The 20571-nt window shown below is 71.7% G+C and carries 17 protein-coding genes; 6 read left to right on the top strand and 11 right to left on the bottom strand.

Features of this window, described 5'->3' with window-relative positions; translation table 11 throughout:
* Positions 1–65 precede the first annotated feature (65 nt).
* Positions 66–1199: a dipeptidase gene (locus ACIGAQ_RS30315; RefSeq protein ID WP_311681771.1), complete on the top strand. Its 1134-nt coding sequence runs from the start codon at positions 66–68 to the stop codon at positions 1197–1199.
* Between the two features lie 88 nt (positions 1200–1287).
* Here the strand turns inward: ACIGAQ_RS30315 and ACIGAQ_RS30310 are convergent, their stop codons facing one another.
* Positions 1288–1680 (bottom strand): VOC family protein, encoded by a 393-nt coding sequence (locus ACIGAQ_RS30310; RefSeq protein ID WP_362279761.1) that lies wholly within the window; start codon positions 1678–1680, stop codon positions 1288–1290.
* 14 nt (positions 1681–1694) lie between these two features.
* Positions 1695–2066 carry a VOC family protein gene (locus ACIGAQ_RS30305; RefSeq protein ID WP_362279763.1) on the bottom strand — a complete coding sequence of 124 codons (372 nt, stop codon included), beginning with the start codon at positions 2064–2066 and terminating at the stop codon, positions 1695–1697.
* A 117-nt stretch (positions 2067–2183) separates the two neighbouring features.
* Here ACIGAQ_RS30305 and ACIGAQ_RS30300 point away from each other — a divergent pair, with 117 nt between their 5' ends.
* Positions 2184–2693 (top strand): CGNR zinc finger domain-containing protein, encoded by a 510-nt coding sequence (locus tag ACIGAQ_RS30300; protein ID WP_399788550.1) that lies wholly within the window; start codon positions 2184–2186, stop codon positions 2691–2693.
* 104 nt (positions 2694–2797) lie between these two features.
* Here the strand turns inward: ACIGAQ_RS30300 and ACIGAQ_RS30295 are convergent, their stop codons facing one another.
* Positions 2798–4141 carry a UDP-glucose dehydrogenase family protein gene (locus tag ACIGAQ_RS30295; protein ID WP_399788547.1) on the bottom strand — a complete coding sequence of 448 codons (1344 nt, stop codon included), beginning with the start codon at positions 4139–4141 and terminating at the stop codon, positions 2798–2800.
* Positions 4142–4329: 188 nt separating this feature from the next.
* On the opposite strand from ACIGAQ_RS30295, the gene ACIGAQ_RS30290 reads away from it, so the two are divergent.
* Positions 4330–5487 carry an acyl-CoA dehydrogenase gene (locus ACIGAQ_RS30290; protein WP_311681779.1) on the top strand — a complete coding sequence of 386 codons (1158 nt, stop codon included), beginning with the start codon at positions 4330–4332 and terminating at the stop codon, positions 5485–5487.
* A gap of 54 nt (positions 5488–5541) precedes the next feature.
* Here ACIGAQ_RS30290 and ACIGAQ_RS30285 read toward each other — a convergent pair whose 3' ends face one another.
* Positions 5542–6747, bottom strand: a complete 1206-nt coding sequence (locus tag ACIGAQ_RS30285; RefSeq protein ID WP_399788544.1) for a phosphatidylserine/phosphatidylglycerophosphate/cardiolipin synthase family protein — start codon at positions 6745–6747, stop codon at positions 5542–5544.
* Positions 6748–6972: 225 nt separating this feature from the next.
* Here ACIGAQ_RS30285 and ACIGAQ_RS30280 point away from each other — a divergent pair, with 225 nt between their 5' ends.
* A complete protein-coding gene (locus ACIGAQ_RS30280; protein ID WP_311681780.1) occupies positions 6973–7338 on the top strand; it encodes a four-helix bundle copper-binding protein in 366 nt (121 codons plus the stop codon).
* Between the two features lie 59 nt (positions 7339–7397).
* On the opposite strand, the gene ACIGAQ_RS30275 is transcribed toward ACIGAQ_RS30280, so the two are convergent.
* Positions 7398–8675, bottom strand: coding sequence for an LCP family protein (locus ACIGAQ_RS30275; RefSeq protein WP_311681781.1), 1278 nt, complete (start codon positions 8673–8675; stop codon positions 7398–7400).
* A 118-nt stretch (positions 8676–8793) separates the two neighbouring features.
* On the opposite strand from ACIGAQ_RS30275, the gene ACIGAQ_RS30270 reads away from it, so the two are divergent.
* Complete coding sequence (locus tag ACIGAQ_RS30270; RefSeq protein WP_351359116.1) at positions 8794–9351, top strand: acyl-CoA thioesterase; 558 nt, start codon at positions 8794–8796, stop codon at positions 9349–9351.
* A gap of 64 nt (positions 9352–9415) precedes the next feature.
* On the opposite strand, the gene ACIGAQ_RS30265 is transcribed toward ACIGAQ_RS30270, so the two are convergent.
* Positions 9416–10900, bottom strand: a complete 1485-nt coding sequence (locus ACIGAQ_RS30265; RefSeq protein ID WP_399788539.1) for an LCP family protein — start codon at positions 10898–10900, stop codon at positions 9416–9418.
* A 127-nt stretch (positions 10901–11027) separates the two neighbouring features.
* Between ACIGAQ_RS30265 and ACIGAQ_RS30260 the strand changes: the two genes are divergently transcribed.
* On the top strand, positions 11028–12065 hold the full coding sequence (locus ACIGAQ_RS30260) for a glycosyltransferase family 2 protein (RefSeq protein WP_311681786.1): 1038 nt from the start codon (positions 11028–11030) through the stop codon (positions 12063–12065).
* A gap of 60 nt (positions 12066–12125) precedes the next feature.
* On the opposite strand, the gene ACIGAQ_RS30255 is transcribed toward ACIGAQ_RS30260, so the two are convergent.
* From ACIGAQ_RS30255 to ACIGAQ_RS30235, 5 genes are all read right to left on the bottom strand, one after another.
* Positions 12126–13799 carry an LCP family protein gene (locus ACIGAQ_RS30255; protein ID WP_399788536.1) on the bottom strand — a complete coding sequence of 558 codons (1674 nt, stop codon included), beginning with the start codon at positions 13797–13799 and terminating at the stop codon, positions 12126–12128.
* A 225-nt stretch (positions 13800–14024) separates the two neighbouring features.
* Positions 14025–15782 carry an LCP family protein gene (locus ACIGAQ_RS30250; RefSeq protein ID WP_311681789.1) on the bottom strand — a complete coding sequence of 586 codons (1758 nt, stop codon included), beginning with the start codon at positions 15780–15782 and terminating at the stop codon, positions 14025–14027.
* Between the two features lie 231 nt (positions 15783–16013).
* Complete coding sequence (locus ACIGAQ_RS30245; protein WP_362279772.1) at positions 16014–17798, bottom strand: LCP family protein; 1785 nt, start codon at positions 17796–17798, stop codon at positions 16014–16016.
* Positions 17799–18038: 240 nt separating this feature from the next.
* Positions 18039–19229, bottom strand: coding sequence for an LCP family protein (locus ACIGAQ_RS30240; protein WP_399789394.1), 1191 nt, complete (start codon positions 19227–19229; stop codon positions 18039–18041).
* 562 nt (positions 19230–19791) lie between these two features.
* Positions 19792–20547 (bottom strand): TIGR03089 family protein, encoded by a 756-nt coding sequence (locus ACIGAQ_RS30235; protein WP_399788533.1) that lies wholly within the window; start codon positions 20545–20547, stop codon positions 19792–19794.
* Between the last annotated feature and the right edge of the window lie 24 nt (positions 20548–20571).

Here is a 20571-nt window from a genome sequence, read left to right as displayed (position 1 = left end):
CAGGAACCGCCCCCCGCGCCGTGCGACGGTGACCGTACCTCACGAACGACCGTACGGGAGCCGCCATGGCAGATCTCCAGGACGACCTGCGCCCCACCGCCGCGGCCGGCGACTTCGACGACCTGGCCGACCCGTACCCCGAGGAGACCGTCGTCACGGCGGAGTCCTACGAGCCCGTCTCCGACCCCGACGACGCGCCGCTGACCCGGGCCCACGCCATCCTCGCCGCGCACCCCGTCGCCGACGGCTACAACGGACTGCCCTGGGCCCTCAAACGCCTGTCGTACTACGACCTGGAGCTCGGCGAGAGCACCGTCGACACGGACGTGCCCCGGCTGCGCGACGGCCATGTGGGCGCCCTGTTCTGGTCGTTGCACCTGCCCGAGGGGCTGGACGGGGACCGGGCCGTCGGCGCCACCCTGGAGCAGCTGGACCTGGCCAAGACGGTCGTGCGCACCTGTGAGGAGGGCCTGCGGCCCGCCGCTACGGCCGGGGAGGTCGTGGACGCCCGCAGCTGCGGCCGGGTCGCCGTGCTCTTCGGACCCGCCGGGGCCTCGGCGGTGGGCGACTCCGTGGGGATCCTGCGCCAGCTGCACCTGCTCGGGCTGCGCGTGCTGACCCTGACCGGGGTGTCCTGGGCGAGCGAGGCGGGGCTGACCAGGTTCGGGGAGGAGGTCGTGCGCGAGATGAACCGGCTCGGCGTGATCGCCGACCTCTCCGGTGCCTCGCCGCAGACCCTGCGCCGCGCCCTCAGCCTCTCCCGGGCCCCCGTGCTGTGCAGCCGCTCCGCGGCCCGGGCCGTCCGACCCCACCCGGCGAACCTCCCCGACGACCTGCTGGCGGAGCTGGGCGCGGCCAAGGGGCTGTGCCTGGTGCCGCTGACCGCCGAGCAGACCGGTCCGACCGTCCGAGACGTGGCCGACCACCTCGACCACATCCGGGCCGTGGCCGGACCTCACAGCGTCGGCCTGTCCGGCACGTACGACACCGGCTCCGCCCACCCGCAGGAGCTCGGGGACACCTCCTGCTACCCGCGGCTGGTCGGCGAACTGCTGCGCCGCGGCTGGGAGGAGGCCGATGTGGCCCTGCTGACCTGGGGAAACGTCCAGCGCGTGCTGCGCGGGGCCGACTTCACCGCCCGGGCCGCGCAGCAGCGCCGCGCACCGTCCACGGCGACGATCTCGGACCTGGACGGCTGACGGGCCCGTCCTTCCGGACGGGCCCGTGGGGTCGGTCGTGCGACGCGGTGCCGGTCGTGCGGCGCCGGATCAGTCGTGCGGCGCCGGGTCAGTCGTGCTCGATGCGGCACAGGCAGAACGGATGCCCCACCGGATCGGCGTACACCCGGAAGTCCTTCTTCTCGTAGTCCTCCCGGTCCAGCACTGTCGCGCCCAGCGCCAGCACCCGCTCCTCGGCCGCGTCGATCTCCTCCCAGGTCGCCCCGGCGTCGAAGTCCAGGTGGAACTGCTGGGCGTTGCGGTCGGCCCGCGGCCACTCCGGGGGCGTGTAGCCGGGGGAGCGCTGGAAGGCGAGCCGGGGTCCGCCCGGGACGCGCAGCACCACCCAGTCGGGGTCGTCGTCCTCCGGCGTCCCGCCGCCCACCTGCGCGTAGAAGCGGGCCAGCGCGCGGGGGTCGGGGCAGTCGACGACCACGGAACGGAAACGTGCCACTGCGGACATGGGGCCTCCCGGTCTCAGCTGGCGCAGAGGCAGAACGGGTGCCCGGCCGGGTCCGCGTAAACCCGGAAGCTGCGCTCCCGGTCCTCGGCGTCCAGCGGCTTCGCGCCGAGCGCCAGCACGCCCTTCTCGGCCGCGTCCATGTCCTCCACCACCAGGTCCAGGTGGAACTGCTGCGAGTGCTCGGGCGAGGGCCATCGCGGCGGGACGAATCCGGGCGCGGCCTGGAACGCCAGCGCCGGTCCGCCCGGCACCTTCAGGTCCACCCACTCGTCCGCACCGTCGGTCTCCACCGTCGGCGTGCCGCCGAGCACCTCCGCGTAGAAGCCCGCCAGGGCCCGCGGGTCGGGACAGTCCAGGACGACGACACCCATCTTGGCGAGAGCCATGACTTCCTCCTCGAAGTCGCTGTTACCCATAAGAGGCGGGTAACCGGTAACCGTTACCTCATGCTCCCGTATCGGCGGTAACCTCGCAAGGGAATTCGCGAGAGGTACGGTCCAGCCATGACGGAGAGATCGCCCGCGCCCGGCGGCCTGGCCCTGATCGAGGCCCTGGTGAACACGCTGGACATCGAATCGGGCGCCGACGCGCTGGACACGCCGGAGGGCCGGGCACGCGTCGGGATCAGCCGGGACGACGAGGCGGAGGACGCCCGCGCCCTGCGCGAGTCGCTGCGGGCCGTCCTGCTCGCCCACGCCGGCCACCCACCGCACCGTGAGGTGCCCCCGCTCGGCGACCTCCTGGCCGTGGCCCCCCTCGTCGTCGGCGTCGACCCGGCGGACGGCTCGGCCGCCCTCGTCCCCGCCGGCGACCCCTCCCTGCACGCCCGCGTGGCCGCCGCCGTCGCCGAGGCCCTCGTCGCCGGCACCTGGACGCGTCTGAAGGCGTGCGAGGCCCCCGACTGCCACTGGGCCTACTACGACCGCAGCCCGGCCGGCCGCGGCCGCTGGTGCTCGATGCAGGTCTGCGGGGCCCGGGCCAAGATGCGCCGCTACCGGGCCAAGGGGGCGTGACCCGCCCCGCGCCCGGGCCCGGTGGGGCAGAATGCAACAAGACGCCGGTTCGGCCGACTGAGCCTCGGCCGAACCGGCGTCGCCTGTTCTCGTGTCCCGGGCGCCTACGCCTTGGGGCGTCCCATCGCCCGGTACGTCCAGCCGGCCTTGCGCCAGCGCTCCGGGTCCAGGGCGTTGCGGCCGTCCAGGATGACCCGGGCAGCCGCGACCTCGCCGAGGGCTTCCTCGTCCAGCTCGCGGAACTCCCGCCACTCGGTCAGGTGCAGCACGATGTCGGCGCCGCGCACGGCGTCCAGCGCCGTGTCCGCGTAGCCGAGGGTGGGGAAGACGCGGCGGGCGTTGTCCATGCCCTTCGGGTCGTACACCGTGACCTGACCGCCCTGGAGGTGGATCTGCCCGGCCACGTTCAGCGCGGGGGAGTCCCGCACGTCGTCCGAGTCGGGCTTGAAGGTCGCGCCCAGCACCGCCACGCGCTTGCCGAGGAACGGCCCGCCGCCCAGCGCCTGCCGGGTCAGCTCCACCATCTGCCCGCGCTGGCGCATGTTGATCGAGTCGATCTCCCGCAGGAACGTCAGCGCCTGGTCCGCGCCCAGCTCACCGGCGCGCGCCATGAACGCCCGGATGTCCTTGGGCAGACAGCCGCCGCCGAAGCCGATACCGGCCCGCAGGAACTTCCTGCCGATCCGGTCGTCGTAGCCGATCGCCTCCGCCAGCTTGGCGACGTCGCCGCCCGCGGCCTCGCACACCTCCGCCATGGCGTTGATGAAGGAGATCTTCGTGGCGAGGAAGGAGTTGGCGGACGTCTTCACCAGCTCGGCGGTCGGGAAGTCGGTCACCACGAAGGGCGAGCCCTCTGCGATCGGCGTCGCGTACACCTCGCGCAGCAGCTTCTCGGCGCGCTCGCTGCGCACGCCCACCACGATCCGGTCCGGGTGCAGGGTGTCGTCCACGGCGAAGCCCTCGCGCAGGAACTCCGGGTTCCAGGCCAGCTCGGCGTCCTCGCCGGCGGGCGCGTGCGCGGCCAGGTACGTGGCCAGACGGTCCGCGGAGCCGACCGGCACCGTCGACTTGCCGACCACCAGCGCGGGCCCGTGCAGATGGGGCGCGAGCGAGGCGAAGGCGGAGTCGACGTACGACATGTCGCAGGCGTACTCGCCGTGGCGCTGCGGGGTGTTCACACAGACGAAGTGCACATCGCCGAAGGCGCCGATCTCGGCCCAGTCCTGGGTGAAGCGCAGCCGGCCGCTGGAGCCCTCGAACCCGGGGACGTGCCGGCGCAGCAGCCCGTCGAGCCCCGGTTCGTACATCGGGGCCTCGCCCCGCTCCAGCTTCTCGATCTTCTCGGGGACGACGTCGAGAGCGAGCACCTCGAAGCCCAGCTCGGCCATGGCCGCGGCGTGTGTCGCGCCGAGATAACCGGTGCCGATCACGGTGATCTTCAGGGCCATGGGTGCTCCAGGGGTCTACGGCATGTGGTGCGCGCCCGAGCATAGCCGGGGCATGGGAGCGCGCTTCACCGGGCAACTTCTCAGCTGTCGCCTAGCTCACGTATCCCTCCCGAGGGCGACCCCATAAACTTTTGATTACTTAACGGTAGTTAGCGCCACCATCGCAGCGTTTTGGAGCGTGAGAGACCTTGGCCGGATCGGCTGACTTCGACCTGTACCGCCCGTCCGAGGAGCACGACATGCTCCGTGACGCCGTCCGCTCGCTGGCCGAGGCGAAGATCGCGCCGCACGCCGCAGCGGTGGACGAGGAGGCCCGCTTCCCGCGCGAGGCCCTCCAGGCGCTGGTCGCGAACGACCTGCACGCGGTGCACGTGCCCGAGGAGTACGGCGGCTCGGGCGCCGACGCCCTGGCGACCGTCATAGTGATCGAGGAGGTCGCCCGCGTCTGCGCCTCGTCCTCCCTCATCCCGGCCGTGAACAAGCTCGGCTCCCTGCCCGTGATCCTCTCCGGCTCCGAGGAGCTGAAGAAGAAGTACATGACCCCGCTCGCCAAGGGCGAGGGCATGTTCTCCTACTGCCTGTCCGAGCCGGACGCCGGCTCCGACGCCGCCGGCATGAAGACCCGGGCCGTCCGCGACGGCGACTTCTGGGTCCTCAACGGCGTCAAGCGCTGGATCACCAACGCCGGCGAGTCCGAGTACTACACGGTGATGGCCGTCACCGACCCGGAGAAGCGCTCCAAGGGCATCTCCGCCTTCGTCGTGGAGAAGTCCGACGAGGGCGTCTCCTTCGGCGCCCCGGAGAAGAAGCTCGGCATCAAGGGTTCCCCGACCCGCGAGGTCTACCTCGACAACGTCCGCATCCCCGCCGACCGCATGATCGGCGAGGAGGGCACCGGCTTCGCCACGGCGATGAAGACCCTCGACCACACCCGCATCACCATCGCCGCCCAGGCCCTCGGCATCGCCCAGGGCGCCCTCGACTACGCCAAGGGCTACGTCAAGGAGCGCAAGCAGTTCGGCAAGCCGATCGCCGACTTCCAGGGCATCCAGTTCATGCTCGCCGACATGGCCATGAAGATCTCGGCCGCCCGCGCGCTGACCTACCAGGCCGCCGCCGCCTCCCAGCGCGTCGACGCCGACCTCACCTACCAGGGCGCCGCCGCCAAGTGCTTCGCCTCGGACGTGGCCATGGAGGTCACCACCGACGCGGTCCAGCTCCTCGGCGGCTACGGCTACACCCGTGACTACCCGGTCGAGCGCATGATGCGCGACGCCAAGATCACCCAGATCTACGAGGGCACCAACCAGGTCCAGCGCATCGTCATGGCGCGCAACCTGCCGTAACCCCTTCCCCGCACCCCGCCCCGGCCCCCGGCTCACCCCGGGGGCCGTGGTGTCTCACAGGAAGCGGCGGATGGGGGTGACCGCGGCCTCGGCCAGACGCCACGGCAGCGGGCGCCGCCGCCAGCGGGCGGCATCGATCGGCTCGCTCAGCTTCCGGTCGGCGTCGAAGTCCGCGTCGAGCGCCGCGGTGAAGTCCTCGTCGAGGACGGCCAGGACGACCTCCTCGTCGTGCTCCATGGAGCGGCGGTTGAAGTTGGTCGAGCCGATGAGCGAGCACACCCCGTCCACGGTGACGATCTTCGTGTGCAGCATGGTCGGCTGGTACTCCCGCACGTCCACCCCGGCGTCGACGAGGGTCTGGTAGTGCTGCCGCCCGGCCAGCAGGCACGCCCGCTGGTCGGTGTGCGGTCCGGGCAGCAGGATCTCCACCCGCACCCCGCGCCGGGCCGCGGCGGCCAGGAGGTCGATGAAGTAGGTGTCGGGGGCGAAGTAGGCCGTCGCCAGCCGCAGCCGCTCCTGCGCCGAGGTGATCAGCACCCGCAGCACCGTCTGCATGTCCTGCCAGCCGAACGAGGCCGAGCCCCGCACGACCTGGACCGTGGACCGCCCCGGCTGCTCCTGCGCGGTGAAGCGGTCGTGCTCGTCGTAGAGGTCGTCGTGGCACTCGGCCCAGTTCTGCGCGAAGGCGGCGGCGATGCCGTCCACGGCCGGACCGCGCACCTGGACGTGGGTGTCGCGCCACTCGTCGGGATTGCGGGCGTCGCCGCACCACTCCTGCGCTATGCCGACGCCGCCGGTGAACGCGGTGTGCTCGTCGGTGACGAGCACCTTGCGGTGACAGCGGTGGTTCTGCCGCATCGGCGACAGCCGCGCGGGCGGCCGGAACCAGGCCACCTGGACCCCGGCCTCGTCCATGGCGTTCAGCAGGTCCGGCTCGATCTCCTTGGCCCCGAAGCCGTCCAGCAGCAGCCGTACCCGGACCCCCGCCCGGGCCCGGTCGGCCAGGGCCCCGGCGAACTCGTGGGCGATCTCACCGCGCCAGTACACGAACGTCATCATGTCGACGGTGTGCTCGGCGGCCCGGATCGCGGCCAGCATCGCGGGGAAGATCTCGTCCCCGTTGCGCAACGGCACGAGCTCGTTGCCCTCGGTCGCGGCGACGCCGATCAGCCGCTCCAGCCGCCGGCGCAGCCGCTGCTTGCGGTCCTCCGGCGCTCTCGGTTCCGGTATCCGCCGTTCCTCGTACGTCTGCTGTGTCACGTGTGCTCTCCCCTGCCCCGGGCCGTTCGCCGCCCCCTGCCCGCGCGCCACCGGTTGCGGGGGCGCGCCTGCTGGTTCCTCTTTGCCGCTGCCGGCGGTTTCACGCAGGGCCGTGGCGAGCCGCACACGGGACGGTCCGCCGTGTGGTGCTCATGGGGCCGCAGGCGTAGGACGGAAGGCAACGGGGGCCGACCCCGGCCCTCGCCGTCCCCACGGGAGGAAGTCATGACCCAGCAGCCCGCCACCGCGACCCCGCTCACCAAGGAGATGCAGGACTGCGTCCAGGCCTGCATGACCTGCCACGGCGTGTGCGAGGAGACCATGAGCTCCTGTCTGCAGATGGGCGGCCCGGCCCAGATGCAGATCATGCGCGCCGTGATGGACTGCGCCGAGATGACGCGCATGTGCGCCGACATGATGATGCGCCGCTCGCCCCTGGCGGCCGACATGTGCGCGATGTGTGCCCGGGCCTGTGACATGTGCGCCGAGGCGTGTATGTCCATGCCGGACGACGCCCAGATGATGCGCTGCGCCGAGTCCTGTCGCACGTGCGCCGAGATGTGCCGCGCGATGTCGGCCACCACGATGTGACACCGCCACACGACGAAGGGGGCACCCGCCCGGGTGCCCCCTTCCGCGCCGCGGTGTGCTCAGTTGCCCGAGACGGTGACCGTCTCGTCGTTCTTCAGCTGGTTCACCAGGGTCTTCACCTTGGCGGTGTCCCACTGGAGGTTGCCGTTCGGGGCGTTGCCCGCGATCGGCATGTTCATCGACTTGCCCTCGCCGCCGCTGACGCCCTTCATCGCCCAGAACATGGAGGCCAGGTCGAACAGGCCCATGTCCTTGTCGACGACCAGGGAGTCCAGGCCCGCGCCCATGGTGGGGTAGAGCTTGAACGGGTTGAGGACCGTGCTCGGGGTGGCGACCTGGTTGGCCAGGGCCGAGAGGAACTTCTGCTGGTTCTTCGTCCGGTCCAGGTCGGAGCCCTTCAGGGCGTAACGGGTGCGGACGAAGGCCAGGGCCTGCTCGCCGTCGAGGGTCTGCTTGCCCTTCTTCAGGTCCGCGCCGGACTTGGTGTCCTTGATGTCCTGCGGGATGTCGATCTCGACCCCGCCGACCGCGTCCACGATGTTCGCGAAGCCGCCGAAGCCGATCTCCACGTAGTGGTCGATGTGCAGGCCCGTGTTGGCCTCGACGGTGCGCACCAGCAGCTCCGGGCCGTCCTCCGCGTAGGCCGCGTTCAGCTTCGTCTGCCGGCCCGTGGCCTGGTAGAGCTTGCCGGAGTCGGAGCCCTTGTAGGACGGGATCGTGACGTTGGAGTCACGCGGCAGCGAGATCAGCGTCGGGCCGTTGCTCCCGGTGTGCAGGATCATCATCGAGTCCGTGCGCTTGCCCTCGGCGGACCCGGTGTGCAGCTTCTTCTTCTCCTCGGCCGACATGCCCGCGCGGCTGTCGGAACCGACGATCAGGTAGTTGGTGCCCTCGCCCGCCTCCGGGCGGTCGATGACCTTCGACAGGTCCACGTCGCGGTTGAGCTTGGAGTCGGCCCAGAAGTACGTGGCGACGCTCGTCACGACCAGCACCGTCACCAGCGTGATGGCCGTCACCTTGATGCGGCGGCGCCAGTTCGGCGCGGGACGGTCGTACCCGCCGCCGCCCGGCCCGCCGGGGCCCCGGCCGCCGGGGGAGCCGTAGACCTGGCCGGTGTTGTAGCCGCTGTCGTACCCGCCGGGCGGCTCGGCGTAGCCACCGTCCACGTACGACGGCTGCTGCGGCACCCCGCCGTAGCCGCCCTGCCCGGGCGGTGCCGTCGGACCGCGGCGGACCTGCCGCATGACACGGGCGCTCTCCGGCTGTGCGCTGGAGCTGCCCCGTCCGTACCGGCTGCCGCGGTTGTCGCCGGAGAACCCCTCGGGCCAATCATTCATGCCGACAGTGTGCAGGTCCCGGCGGTGGGCCATACAAGAGTCGTCGGAAAATCAGAGCACGGCTGTGGCGAAGCTGACACAAATCCCCCTCATGCCGCCTCGGCATAAGGTAGGGGCCATGACAGACCAGGCCCCAGCTGCGGATTCCGGCACCACGGATATCCCGGGCAAGCCGACCTCGGCCTCCCGCACCACCCTCAGCCACATCATGACCCACAACGACACGAACCTGCTGGGCACCGTGCACGGCGGGGTGATCATGAAGCTGGTCGACGACGCGGCGGGGGCCGTGGCCGGACGGCACTCCGGCGGGCCGGCCGTCACCGCGTCCATGGACGAGATGGCGTTCCTGGAGCCGGTCCGCGTCGGCGACCTCGTCCACGTCAAGGCCCAGGTCAACTGGACCGGCCGCACCTCCATGGAGGTCGGGGTCCGGGTGCTGGCCGAGCGCTGGAACGAGTCCGCGCCGCCCACCCAGGTCGGCTCGGCCTACCTCGTCTTCGCGGCGGTCGACGCCGACGGCAAGCCCCGCCGCGTCCCGCCGGTCCTCCCGGAGACCGAGCGCGACAAGCGCCGCTACCAGGAGGCCCAGATCCGCCGCACCCACCGCCTGGCCCGCCGCCGGGCGATCATGGAACTGCGCGAGAAGCGGGCGGCAGAGGGCTTCGAGGACTGAGCCGTCCGACCTCCCGGAAACACGCGGCTTCCACGAGCGGGCAGCCCGTGTGAGCACGTGGTCTCTACGAGCACGCCACCTCGTCGCCCCGTACCACTCCGAACTCGCCCTGGCCCGGGTCCTCGGCCCGGACCTTGCGCACCCGCTCGAAGTCCGCGCCCGCGATCACCTTCAGGGTCGGTCCCAGCCCCTTGACCGGACGCAGCTCGCTGCCCGGCAGGGCCGTCGCCAGGGACTTGGCCGAACGGTCCCAGCGGGGGTCGTAGGCCACGATCGTGCGCTTGACGTCACGGGCCGCGGCGTTCCGCGGGGCCTTCGTCGTCCGGAAGCCGGTCGACGCGAGCGCCGCGTCCACCCGGCGGCCGAGCCCGGGCGTGCCCGTGCCGTTCTCCACCTGGACCCGGATCTGCTGCGGGGCGACCGAGACGATCCGGGCCGCCGCGCGCGAGTGGTGCGCGGACAGCGGCTGGTCCTGGCGCAGGGCGTGGAAGAGCCGCTCCGACTTCACGGGGTCCCACTTCAGCGTCGAGCCGACGCCCTTCACGGCGTACCCCATGCGCCCGATCGGGACGGTGGTGAACTCCGAGGAGGACGGGGAGAAGTTCCGCATGGCCCGGCCCAGGTCGAGCATCTCGTCCGTGCCGAAGCCCTTGTCGGCCCGCACCGAGCCGAGCACCGCCCGGGTGACGTCCCGGAACTTCATGGGGTTGAGGAGGATCCCGGAGGAGGTGACGCGTTCCACGAGCGCCGCCATGAAGCGCTGCTGCCGCTTCATCCGGCCCAGGTCGGAGGCGCCGTCGACATGGCGGGCGCGCACGTACTGCAGCGCCTGACCGCCGGCCAGGGTGTGCCGGCCGGCCGGGAGGTTCAGGCCGGTGTAGCTGTCCTTCAGCGGGTCGGCGGTGCAGATCTGCACGCCGCCGACCACGTCGACCGTCTTCATGAAACTGGTGAAGTCGACCTCCACGTAGTGGTCGATCTTCACCTTCGTCATGCTCTCGACCGTCCGCACGGTCAGCTGCGGCCCGCCCTCCGCGTACGCCGCGTTCAGCTTCAGGGGGTGCCCGCCGTGCCGCTTGCCGGAGGTGCGGTCGGTGTGCGGGGGAGTCACGGCGTACGAGTCGCGCGGCAGGCTCACCACGCTCGCGCGCTCCCGGTCCTCCGAGATGTGCACGATCATCATCGTGTCGGTGCAGTGGCAGGGCGCGCCGCCGAGCCGGTACTTGTGCCGCTCCGCCTTGCTGATCTTCTCGCGGCCGTCGGTGCCGACCAGCAGGACGTTCATGCCGTGGCCCGCCCGGGGCCGGTTCTTCATGTCCTTGAAGGCGTCGACCCGGGCGATGTCCGCGTCCAGGCTGGTCACCACCGCGTGCCCGATCCCGGCCGAGGCGAGCACCACCACGGACAGCGTGGTGACGGCCCGCATGCCCCAGCGCGGCCTGCGGCGCCGGGCGGGCGGCGCGGGCCGGCGCGGGGTGCGGCGGGCAGTGGGCTGCGGACGACGCTGGGGAGCGGCGGTGGACCGAGGGGACCGCGGCGGCGTGGGCATGGGGACACCTCCGGACGACGGCCGTACGTGGGATCCGTGAAACCGTAGGCCGATACGATCTGCGGCCCGCGCCACCGCCCCCGCGGCGCGCACCGGTGTCCCCCGTTCGCGGTAACGTGAGCCCCCTATGAACGCCAATCCCGACGTGCGGCACCCCGCCGTTTCCGTGATCATGCCCGTCCTCAACGAGGAGCGGCATCTGCGGGGAGCAGTCCAAGCCATCCTCGCGCAGGAGTACGCCGGCGAGATGGAGGTCGTGATCGCCCTCGGTCCGTCCACGGACCGCACGGACGAGATCGCCGCCGAGCTCGTGGCCGAAGACCCGCGTGTGCACACCGTCCCCAACCCCACCGGCCGTACGCCCGCGGCGCTGAACGCGGCGATCAACGCCTCCCGGCACCCGATCGTGGTCCGCGTCGACGGCCACGGCATGCTCTCGCCGAACTACATCGCCACCGCCGTCCGGCTCCTGGAGGAGACCGGCGCGCAGAACGTCGGCGGCATCATGCACGCCGAGGGCGAGAACGACTGGGAGCACGCGGTCGCCGCCGCGATGACCTCGAAGATCGGGGTCGGCAACGCCGCGTTCCACACGGGCGGCCAGGCGGGTCCGGCCGAGACCGTCTATCTGGGGGTGTTCCGGCGCGAGGCGCTGGAGCAGCAGGGCGGCTACAACGTGGAGTTCATCCGCGCCCAGGACTGGGAGCTGAACTTCCGCATCCGTGAGGCCGGCGGGCTGATCTGGTTCTCGCCCGAGCTGAAGGTGTCGTACCGGCCGCGGCCGAGCGTGAAGGCGCTCGCCAAGCAGTACAAGGACTACGGCCGCTGGCGGCATGTCGTCGCCCGCTACCACGAGGGCTCGATCAACCTGCGCTACCTCGCCCCGCCGACCGCCGTGTGCGCGATCGCGGCCGGGATCCTGCTGGGCGTGGCGCTGACCCCCTGGGGCTTCGTGGTGCCCGGCGGCTACCTCGCGGCGATCCTGCTGGGCTCGGTCCCGGCGGGCAAGGGCCTGCCGCTGAAGGCCCGCCTGCAGATCCCCGTGGCGCTGGCCACGATGCACATGTCCTGGGGCTGGGGCTTCCTCACCAGCCCGCGATCACTGGCCAGAAAGGTCATCGCCTCCCGACGCCCCGCGGTCCGCGCGGACGCGGCGGCGAGCTGACGCTCCCGCTCCTGGGCCCCCTCCCGTCCGGGAGGGGGCCCAGGGCGTCTCCGGCCCTCGTCACCACCGGTAGGGCCGGTAGACGTCCATGCACTCCTTCTTGTCGGCCGTGAGGGCGTCCGCGCTGTCGGGCAGGTCCCCGGCCTTCACCGGCTCCTGCTTCGGATAGCCGGTGCCCTCCCGCCAGTCGGCGCCGATGACCAGGGTGGTCGTGACGTCGTCGGTGGCGCGCACCTGGCCGCTCGGGATGCCGACCGCCTCGGCCACCGACAGCGCGTTGGCCCTGCCCTGCTCCCCGGTGCTCTTCGGGTACGTCACCTGCGTGCGCGGCTGCGGGTCCTGCTGCCGCGAGGCGACCGCCCGGGCGAACCCCTCCTGCTGCAGGGCGGCCACGATCGCGGCGGCCCGGTGGGGCACCGCCGGCCCCTGCTCGCCCGCCGTGCCGTTGACGACCGTGACCGACAGTCCCTCCGCGGGCGCGGCGGCGGGCCCGGTGGCCCGGGCCGCGACCGGGGACGGGCCGTCGGCGGCCTCCCCGGTCTTCCCGGTCCTCCCGGCCTTCCCGCCCTTGTCGAAGGCGACGTCGTCGCGGAGCATCGCCCACATCTTGTCGGCGTCCGCCGGCTTGGGCACCAGGTGGTTGCGGTTGAGCGGGTCCTCGATCCACGGCATCGTCGTCATCGTGATCCGCTCGGTGGGGACCGACTTGAGCTGCATGGCCAGGTCGTACAGCTCCTTGACCGTGCCGATCTCCTCGGACACCTTCAGCGCCTTGGTGCCCGCCTCGGCCAGGCCCATCAGCCGGCCCGTGTCGGTGAAGACGTTCTGCTGCTTCAGCGTGCGGATCATCGCGTTCATGTACATGTGCTGGGCCTTGGCCCGCAGCGGGTCGCTGCCCCAGGCGTGCCGGGTGCGCAGCCACTGCAGCGCCTGCTTGCCCTGCACGTTGTGCGTGCCCGCCTCGAGCTTCAGGCCGGAGCCGCCGCGCTGGCCGGGCAGCGGCCGGTCCCACACGTTCTGGTTGACGCAGACCGGGACGCCGCCGATCGCGTCCGCCATGTCCACCACTCCGGCGAAGTCGACCATCATCCAGTGGTCGATGTACACGCCGGTCAGTTCCTGCCAGGTGGCCAGGGTGCAGCCCGGCCCGCCGCGCTGCAGCGACTCGTTGATGATCGTGTTCTTCGCCGGGTAGGTCTCGCCGGTGTCGGGGTCGGTGCACTTGGGGATGTCCACCCGGGTGTCCCGCGGAATGCTCACCACGGACGCGCTCTCCCGGTCCGCCGAGACGTGCAGCAGCATCTGCACATCGGCCAGCGGCTTGCTGCCGACGTTGTCCCTGCTGCCGCCGAGCTTGACGTTCTCCGCCGAGTTCCGGCTGTCGGAGCCGATCAGCAGGATGTTCAACGGGGTCTGGCCCGCCGCGTTGGGCTCGGACCTGCGGACGTCGGAGTCCCCGGCGTTGCGCTTGCCCTTGTCGATGTTGGCGTTGAGATGGCGGTAGTAGAGGTAACCGGCGCCGGCCGTCCCGAGTATCAGGACCGACAGCACGAGCGCGGACCAGCGCAATATCCGGCGGCCGCCGCCGCGGCGCCGGCCGCGCCGCCGCCCCGGGTCGCCCTTGTCCCCGTCGTCCCCGCCCGCGGCGGCCGCTCCCGTCCGCGGACGCTCGTCCTGGACCAGGCCTCCCGCGTCGCGCCGTGTGCCGCCTCCGCGCACGTCACTCTGCGCCATACCCTGCCTCCCACCCCTACGGCCGACCTGCGGGCCCGCCCCGCGTCGTGTTCGATGACGGGCGAACCGTGTCCGTCCGGACCGGGAATCTCCCGGTTCGCTCCGGGACACGGCGGTTCCCGCTCCTGGTTGGACGCCTGACAGGCCCGCTCGGATGTACACCCGGCCCGATGTCCGTGCGGGCCCGTCCTGTCCCCCTGTGAGACGCGGGAAAGGACCGTCAGGTCACTTCGCGCACTCGACCTTGTCGGCCGTGGACTTCTGCACGTCGTCCGGGACCTTCGACGGAGTGGTCAGCGGGACGCCCGCGCCCTTGAAGTCCTTGCCGAGGGTGAGCGTCATCGCGGGCAGCCCCTGGGAGTTGTCCACGCTCTCGCCCGGCTTCATCGCCGCTCCGGACAGCCCCAGGATCGCGGCCAGCCTGCGCGCCTGGGCGGCCTGGTCGGGGGCGTACTCCAGGGTCGTCTTCGCCAGCGCCTCGGGCGCGTTGCCCGCGTTCTCCGACTTGGTGACGCCCTCCTCGACCTGGAGCCAGCTGAGGGTCTCCTGGGCGCTGCCGGCGACGGCCCCGCCGTTGAGGATGCGCACCCGCACCTCGGAGGCCGGGGCCTTGCTGCCCTTGAGCCGGGCGGCCTCGGCGGCCTTCTCCTTCTTCTTCTGCTGCTTGACCTCGGTCAGCGACACGTCGTCCCGGACCATCGCGAAGAGCTGCTGGGCCTGCGGCTGCTTCAGGACCACGGTGGCCTTGACCGTCTCCTCGGGGTTGTCGACGACGGGCACGGTCGCGAACGTGAGGTTCTTCGTGTCGAACTTGCCCAGTTCCGCCCCGAGATCGGCCAGTTTCTTGATCGTGCTGATCTGGGAGTCGACGGTGAGCGCCTTGGTGCCCGCCTCCGCCAGCTTGATCATCTTGGCGGGGCTGGTGAGCGTGTCGTTGGACTTCAGCTTGCGCATCAGCGAGCCCAGGAACTGCTGTTGCAGCTCGATCCGGCTCAAGTCGCCGCCGAAGCCCACGCTGTGCCGCGTCCGGACGAAGGCCAGCGCCTGCTCGCCCTCGATGGTGTGCTCGCCCTTGGGCAGGTCGAGCTTGGAGTCCTTGTCCTTGATGTCCTTGGCCAGGCACACGTCGACGCCGCCGACCGCGCTGGTCAGCGTCTTGACCGCGTTGAAGTCGGCCACCATGAAGTGGTCCATCTTCAGACCGGTGAGCTCGGTGATCGTGCGCATGGTGCAGCTCGGCGTCCGGTCCTCCTGCCCGAGGCTCTGGTTGAAGCGCGTGCGCTGCTTGCCCGGGATGACCTTCTCCGTGCCGTCCTCCTGGGTCGTCGGACAGTCCGGGATGTCGGTGATCAGGTCGCGCGGGATGCTCAGCACCGTCGCGTTCGAGCGGTCCTTGGAGACGTGCAGCACCAGCGTGGTGTCCGCGTGCCCGGAGCTGCCCTGGTCGCCGTAGCCCTCGTTGCCCTCGCCCGTGCGCTTGTCGGTCCCGATGAGCAGGATGTTGATCGCGCGGTCCTTGCTGAACCCGCCGGTCCCGGCGCCGTCGTCGGAGACGGACGTGATGTTGTCGTTGAGGTGCTCGTAGTAGAGGTACGCGGCCGCGCTCACGCCGACCAGCACGAAGGCCAGCGAGCCGCCGGTCCACATCAGCACCTTCCTGCCCTTGGACTTCCGCGGCGCCGGACGGCGTCCGCGCCGCCCGGCGGCGGGCTCGGCCGCGGCACCGCCGCGTCCGCGCGGAGCGGCCGCCTCGCCACCGGGCGCGGTGGCCCCGGGCCGCCGCGCGGGGGCGGCGGTGCGGCGGGCCCGTGCCGCGCCACCCGCCGCGCTGGTGCCGCGGGCGCCGGACGCACGGGGGCCGGGAACGGCCGACTGCGGTGCGGAAGGACCCAGTCGCAGTTCGTATTCACCGGTGTTCGGGTTGAGCACCCACTGGTCTGCGGGGTCGATGTCGTCCGCCCGCCCACGGCCTTGCGCGTCCACGGTTGCCTGATTCCTCCGTCGGGCCACGCGGCGCCCTCCCCCGAAGGCGCACGGTGCTGGTCGAACAGTGCCCGCCCAGGGACGGACCTCATGGGTCGGAGCACTGGATCGCACACACTATCCGCACACTTCGGCGTCAAGCGACGTGGGTGACAAACTCCACGTTCTTACAACTGGGCAATACCGCCCAATTGTTTGACGGCAGTTCGGCGAACACCCTCCGGATTCCCGTCACTTGGCACACTCAACCTTGTCGGCCGTGGACTTCTGCACGCCCTCGGGCGTCTTCGTGGGAGTGGTCAGGGAGACGCCCGCGCCCTTGAAGTCCTTGCCGAGGGTCAGGGTCATCGCGGGCAGCCCCTGGGAGTTGTCCACACTCTCGCCCGGCTTCATCGCCGACCCGGGCAGGCCCATCAGATCCGCCAGGCGCCGGGCCTGGGCGGCCTGGTCGGGGGCGTACTCCAGGGTCGTCTTCGCCAGTTGGGCGGGCGCGTTGCCCCCGTTCTCCGACTTGGTGACGCCCTCCTCGTTCTGCAGCCAGCTGAGGGTCTCCTGGGCGCTGCCGGCGACGGCCCCGCCGTTGAGGATGCGCACCCGCACCTCGGAGGCCGGGGCCTTGCTGCCCTTGAGCCGGGCGGCCTCGGCGGCCTTCTCCTTCTTCTTCTGCTCCTTCACGGCCGTGAAGGAGACATCGTTCTTGATCATGTCGAAGACCTGCGGGGCGGTCGACTCGTTCAGGACGACCGTGCTCTTGACCTTCTCCGCCGGATTGTCGATCACCGGGACCGTGGTGAACGTCAGGTTCTTGGTGTTGAGCTTGCCCAGCTCCAGGCCGAGGTCCTTCAGCTTGCCGATGCTGTCCAGCTGCGAGTCGACGGTCAGCGCCTTGGTGCCCGCCTCGGCCAGGTCGAGCATCTTGGCGGGGCTGGTGAGCGTGTCGTTGGACTTCAGCTTGCGCATCAGGGCGCTCAGGAACTGCTGTTGCAGCCCGATCCGGCTCAGGTCGCCGCCGAAGCCCACGGAGTGCCGGGTGCGCACGAAGGCCAGCGCCTGCTCGCCCTCGATGGTGTGCGTGCCCTTGGACAGCTTCAGCTTGGAGTCGGGGTCGTCGATGTCCTTGGCCAGGCAGACCTCGACCCCGCCGACCGCGCTGGTCAGCGTCTTGACCGCGTTGAAGTCGGCGACCATGAAGTTGTCCGGCTTGATCCCGGTCAGCTCGGTCACGGTCCGCATGGTGCAGCTGGGGGTGCGGCCGTCCTGGCCGAGGCTGGTGTTGAAACGGGCGTTCGGCGTGCCGGGGATGATCTTCTGGCTGCCGTCCTCCTGCGTGGTCGGGCAGTCCGGGATGTCCGTGACGAGGTCACGCGGGATGCTCAGCGCGGTCGCGTTCGAGCGGTCCTTGGAGACGTGCAGCAGGATCGTGGTGTCCGCGTGGCCGGGGCTGCCGGCGTCGCCGTACTTGTCGTTGCCCGCGCCGGTGCGCTTGTCGGTGCCGATCAGCAGGATGTTGATCGCCTTGTCCTTGCTGAAGCCGCCGGTGCTGGCGCCGTCGTCGGAGACGGAGGCGATGTTGTCGTTCAGGTGCTCGATGTAGAAGTAGGCCGCACCCGCGCCCGCGACCAGCACGAACGCCATCGTGCCGCCGGTCCACAGCAGGACCTTCTTACCCTTGGAGGCCTTCGCCGGCCGCCGCCCGCGCCGTCCCGGCGGCTCCTCCGGTGCCCCGCGCCGCCTGCGCGGCGGCGGCACCGCACGGCCGGGCGTCTCGGGCCGCGCACGGCCGGGCGCCGCGCTGCCGGAGCGGCCGGGCGCCTCCGTGCGGGAACGGCTCGGGGCCTCGGTGCGCGAGCGCGTCCGCCGGCCCGCGTCGGCCGCGGATGGCCTGCGGGGCGAGGGCACGCCCGGCTGCGGTGGGGAAGCGGACAGTCGCAGCTCGTATTCGCCGGTGTTCGGGTTGAGCACCCACTGGTCTGCGGGGTCGATGTCGTCCGCCCGCCCACGGCCTTGCGCGTCCACGGTTGTCTGTTTCCTCCGTCGGGGCACGCGGCGCCTCCCCCACCAAGGCGCCCGGGTCTCGGTCACACAGTGCGCGACCTCAGGACCGTCCTCAGAGCCGGGCGCACCGGATCGCTCACACTAACCGCCCGCCTCGGTGCGGAGCGACGGCGGTGACGGATTCCACGTCCCTACACCTGGGCAATTCGCCCATTTCCCGAGTGAAGAGTTCGTTACGTTGAAGTTGCCTTGGCACTCGCTTTACTCGCAGGTGTCCTCGGCTGCCGTGTTCCCCTCGAAGGTCGGGGGAGGAGAAACGGTGACGACGGGCGCGGAGAACGGCCCCGCGTACGAATCCGCGTACGACCCGTCATGGGAATGAGTGGGCCGCAAAGGGGCGGAACCGCGCGGCACGTCCCGCGCGATCGCCACCGGCGTGTCCGTGCGCAGCCGCTCGAACAGGCGGTCCGCCTCGGGTTCCACGAGTTGGTCGCGATTGGCGTCGTACGCGTAGGACTCCCGGGGAACGGTCAGGAATTGCACTTGTTCCATGGGGATGTCGCGCAGACCGCGCACGAGTTCGTACAAGCCGCGCAGACTCGCCAGATCCGGGTCGGTGGTGAGAGCGGACGTGGCCGCGTCCAGCACGGGATACAGCTTCGCCGGATTCAGCAGGACGTCATTGCTGCGCACCTTGTTGACGAGCGCTCCGAGGAATCGTTGCTGCCGTTCCATGCGTTCCGTGTCGCTGCCGTCGCCCAGGGATTTGCGGGCCCGGACATAGCCGAGGGCCTGCTCGCCGTCGAGCGTCACGCGCCCGGCGGGCAGCCGCAGTTCGGCGGCCCGGTCGTCGATCGGCTCCCGCAGGCACACCTCGACGCCGTCCACGGCGTCGACCATCTCCTTGAAGCCGTGGAAGTCGACGACGACGTGGTGGTCGACGCGGATGTCGGTGAGCTTCTCGACGGTGCGGATGGTGCAGGCCGAGCCGCCCACCTGGAACGCCTGGTTGAACATGGCGAACCGCGGGGCGCTGCGCGAGCCGTCCCGGCGCCGGCAGGCCGGCAGGTCCACCATCAGGTCCCGGGGCAGGGAGACGGCGGTGGCGCTGCGCCGCCCCGCCGACAGGTGCAGCAGGATGGTGGTGTCCGAGCGCTCGGTGCCCGAGTCGCGCCCGTAGCGGGCGTTGTCGTCGCCGTGGCGGGAGTCCGAGCCGATCAGCAGGATGTTGCGCGCGTCCTTGACCAGCGAGGTGGGCCGCTCCTTCTCGTACCGCCGGAGTTCGGCGGCGGCTGCCTCGTCGGGGGTGATGTTCCCGCTGAGCTTCGCGTACACGGCCCACCCGGCGGCCACGCCCGCCACGAGGAGGCCGACGGCCACGAGCGCCGAGATCCGCACCCACCGCGCCCGGCGCCGCCGCAGCAGCCCCCGCCCGCTGGCGGACGCGCCCACGCCCGGCCCGACCCTGTAGCCCACGGCAGCAACCACCCCTCCTGTCGCCGGCACGTCCCACGCGCAGTGCTCCTACGACCATGGCGCGGATGGGCACCGGGGGCGGGGTCGGAATGGGCCGGACGGGGGAGGGGCGCGGGCACTCGGGGCGCCCGCCGGGGCCGACCCGGAGCGGCGGAGGCCCTCCGAGCACCCGACCTCGGCCTGGCGCCCCGCGGGCCCGGGGGAAGGTCCTGCGAGGCCTGCCCGGGCCGGCGCGTCGCGGGTATCAGGGAGATTCTGCGAGGGCCTCGCCCGGGTCGCTGCTTCGCGGGCATCGGGGAGGCTCGGTGAGGGCCTCGCCCGGGCCGCCGCCCCGCGGGCATCAGGGAGGCCTCAGGGTGGCCCCGCCCCGGGTCGCCGCTTCGCGGGCATCAGGCAGGTTCTGTGAGGGCTCCGCCCAGGCCGGCGCCCCGCGAGCGCCCGGAAGGCCTCCGAGCGGCCCCGCCCCGGGCCGGTGCCCCGCAGGCATCGGGGAGGCCCTGCGAAGGCCCCGTCCGGGGCCGGGGGGTGCCGGGGTGTCCTACCGGGCGATGGTCGTCACCCGCTCGCTCTCCACCCGCTTGTCCAGCACCCCGTCGGCCGCCTGCTCCAGGTTCCGGCACAGCACCACGGAGCCGCCCGTGGCCAGGGGTCCGTAGAGCCCCGCGTTCAGCCCCTCCCACGTGTCGTACGGAAGGCCCGACAGGATGCGGGACCCGGGTCCGGTCAGCCCCAGCCCCGTCGCCTCGGCCCGCGCCCGCTCCACGACCTCGGCCCCGCTGAACTCCCGGCCCGCCACGATCAGCGCGGGCCCCTCCGGGTCCACCGGCGCGTACGGCACGAAGCGGTCCCCCTGCCCCGGCACCTCCACCGCGTAATCGACGAACCCCTCGGGCGTCTGCGGGAACCGTCCGCCGAGCGGCCGCAGCGCCAGCGCGACCCGGGCCCCGGAACAGGCCCGCGCCGTCTCCAGCCGGTCCGGCCCGCTCACCACCACGTCGGCGGAGCGCACGTCCCCCGTCACGTCGGCGACGACCCCCACCGACGCACATGCCAGCAGCCACACCGCCGTCTGCCAGTGCGCCGGCAGCAGCAGCGCCACCCGGTCCCCGGGCTCGACGGACAGCTCGTCCTGGAGGAGGTTCGAGGTCTTGGCCACCCAATTGGCGAAGGTGGCCACGGACAGTTCGACCCGTTCGCCCGTGGCGTCGTCGTAGAAGGTCACCAGGGGGCGTCCCGGATCCGCGGCGAGCGCGGAACCCAGCAGGTCGGCAGGGGTGCGATCGGTGGCGTTCACCCGCGCAAGCGTACGCGGCGCGCC

The organism is Streptomyces sp. NPDC085932 (assembly GCF_044540525.1).
GTDB classification, from domain to species: domain Bacteria; phylum Actinomycetota; class Actinomycetes; order Streptomycetales; family Streptomycetaceae; genus Streptomyces; species Streptomyces levis.
Note: the sequence above shows the minus strand (reverse complement) of the source record. Positions and strands in the feature narration are given on the sequence as shown.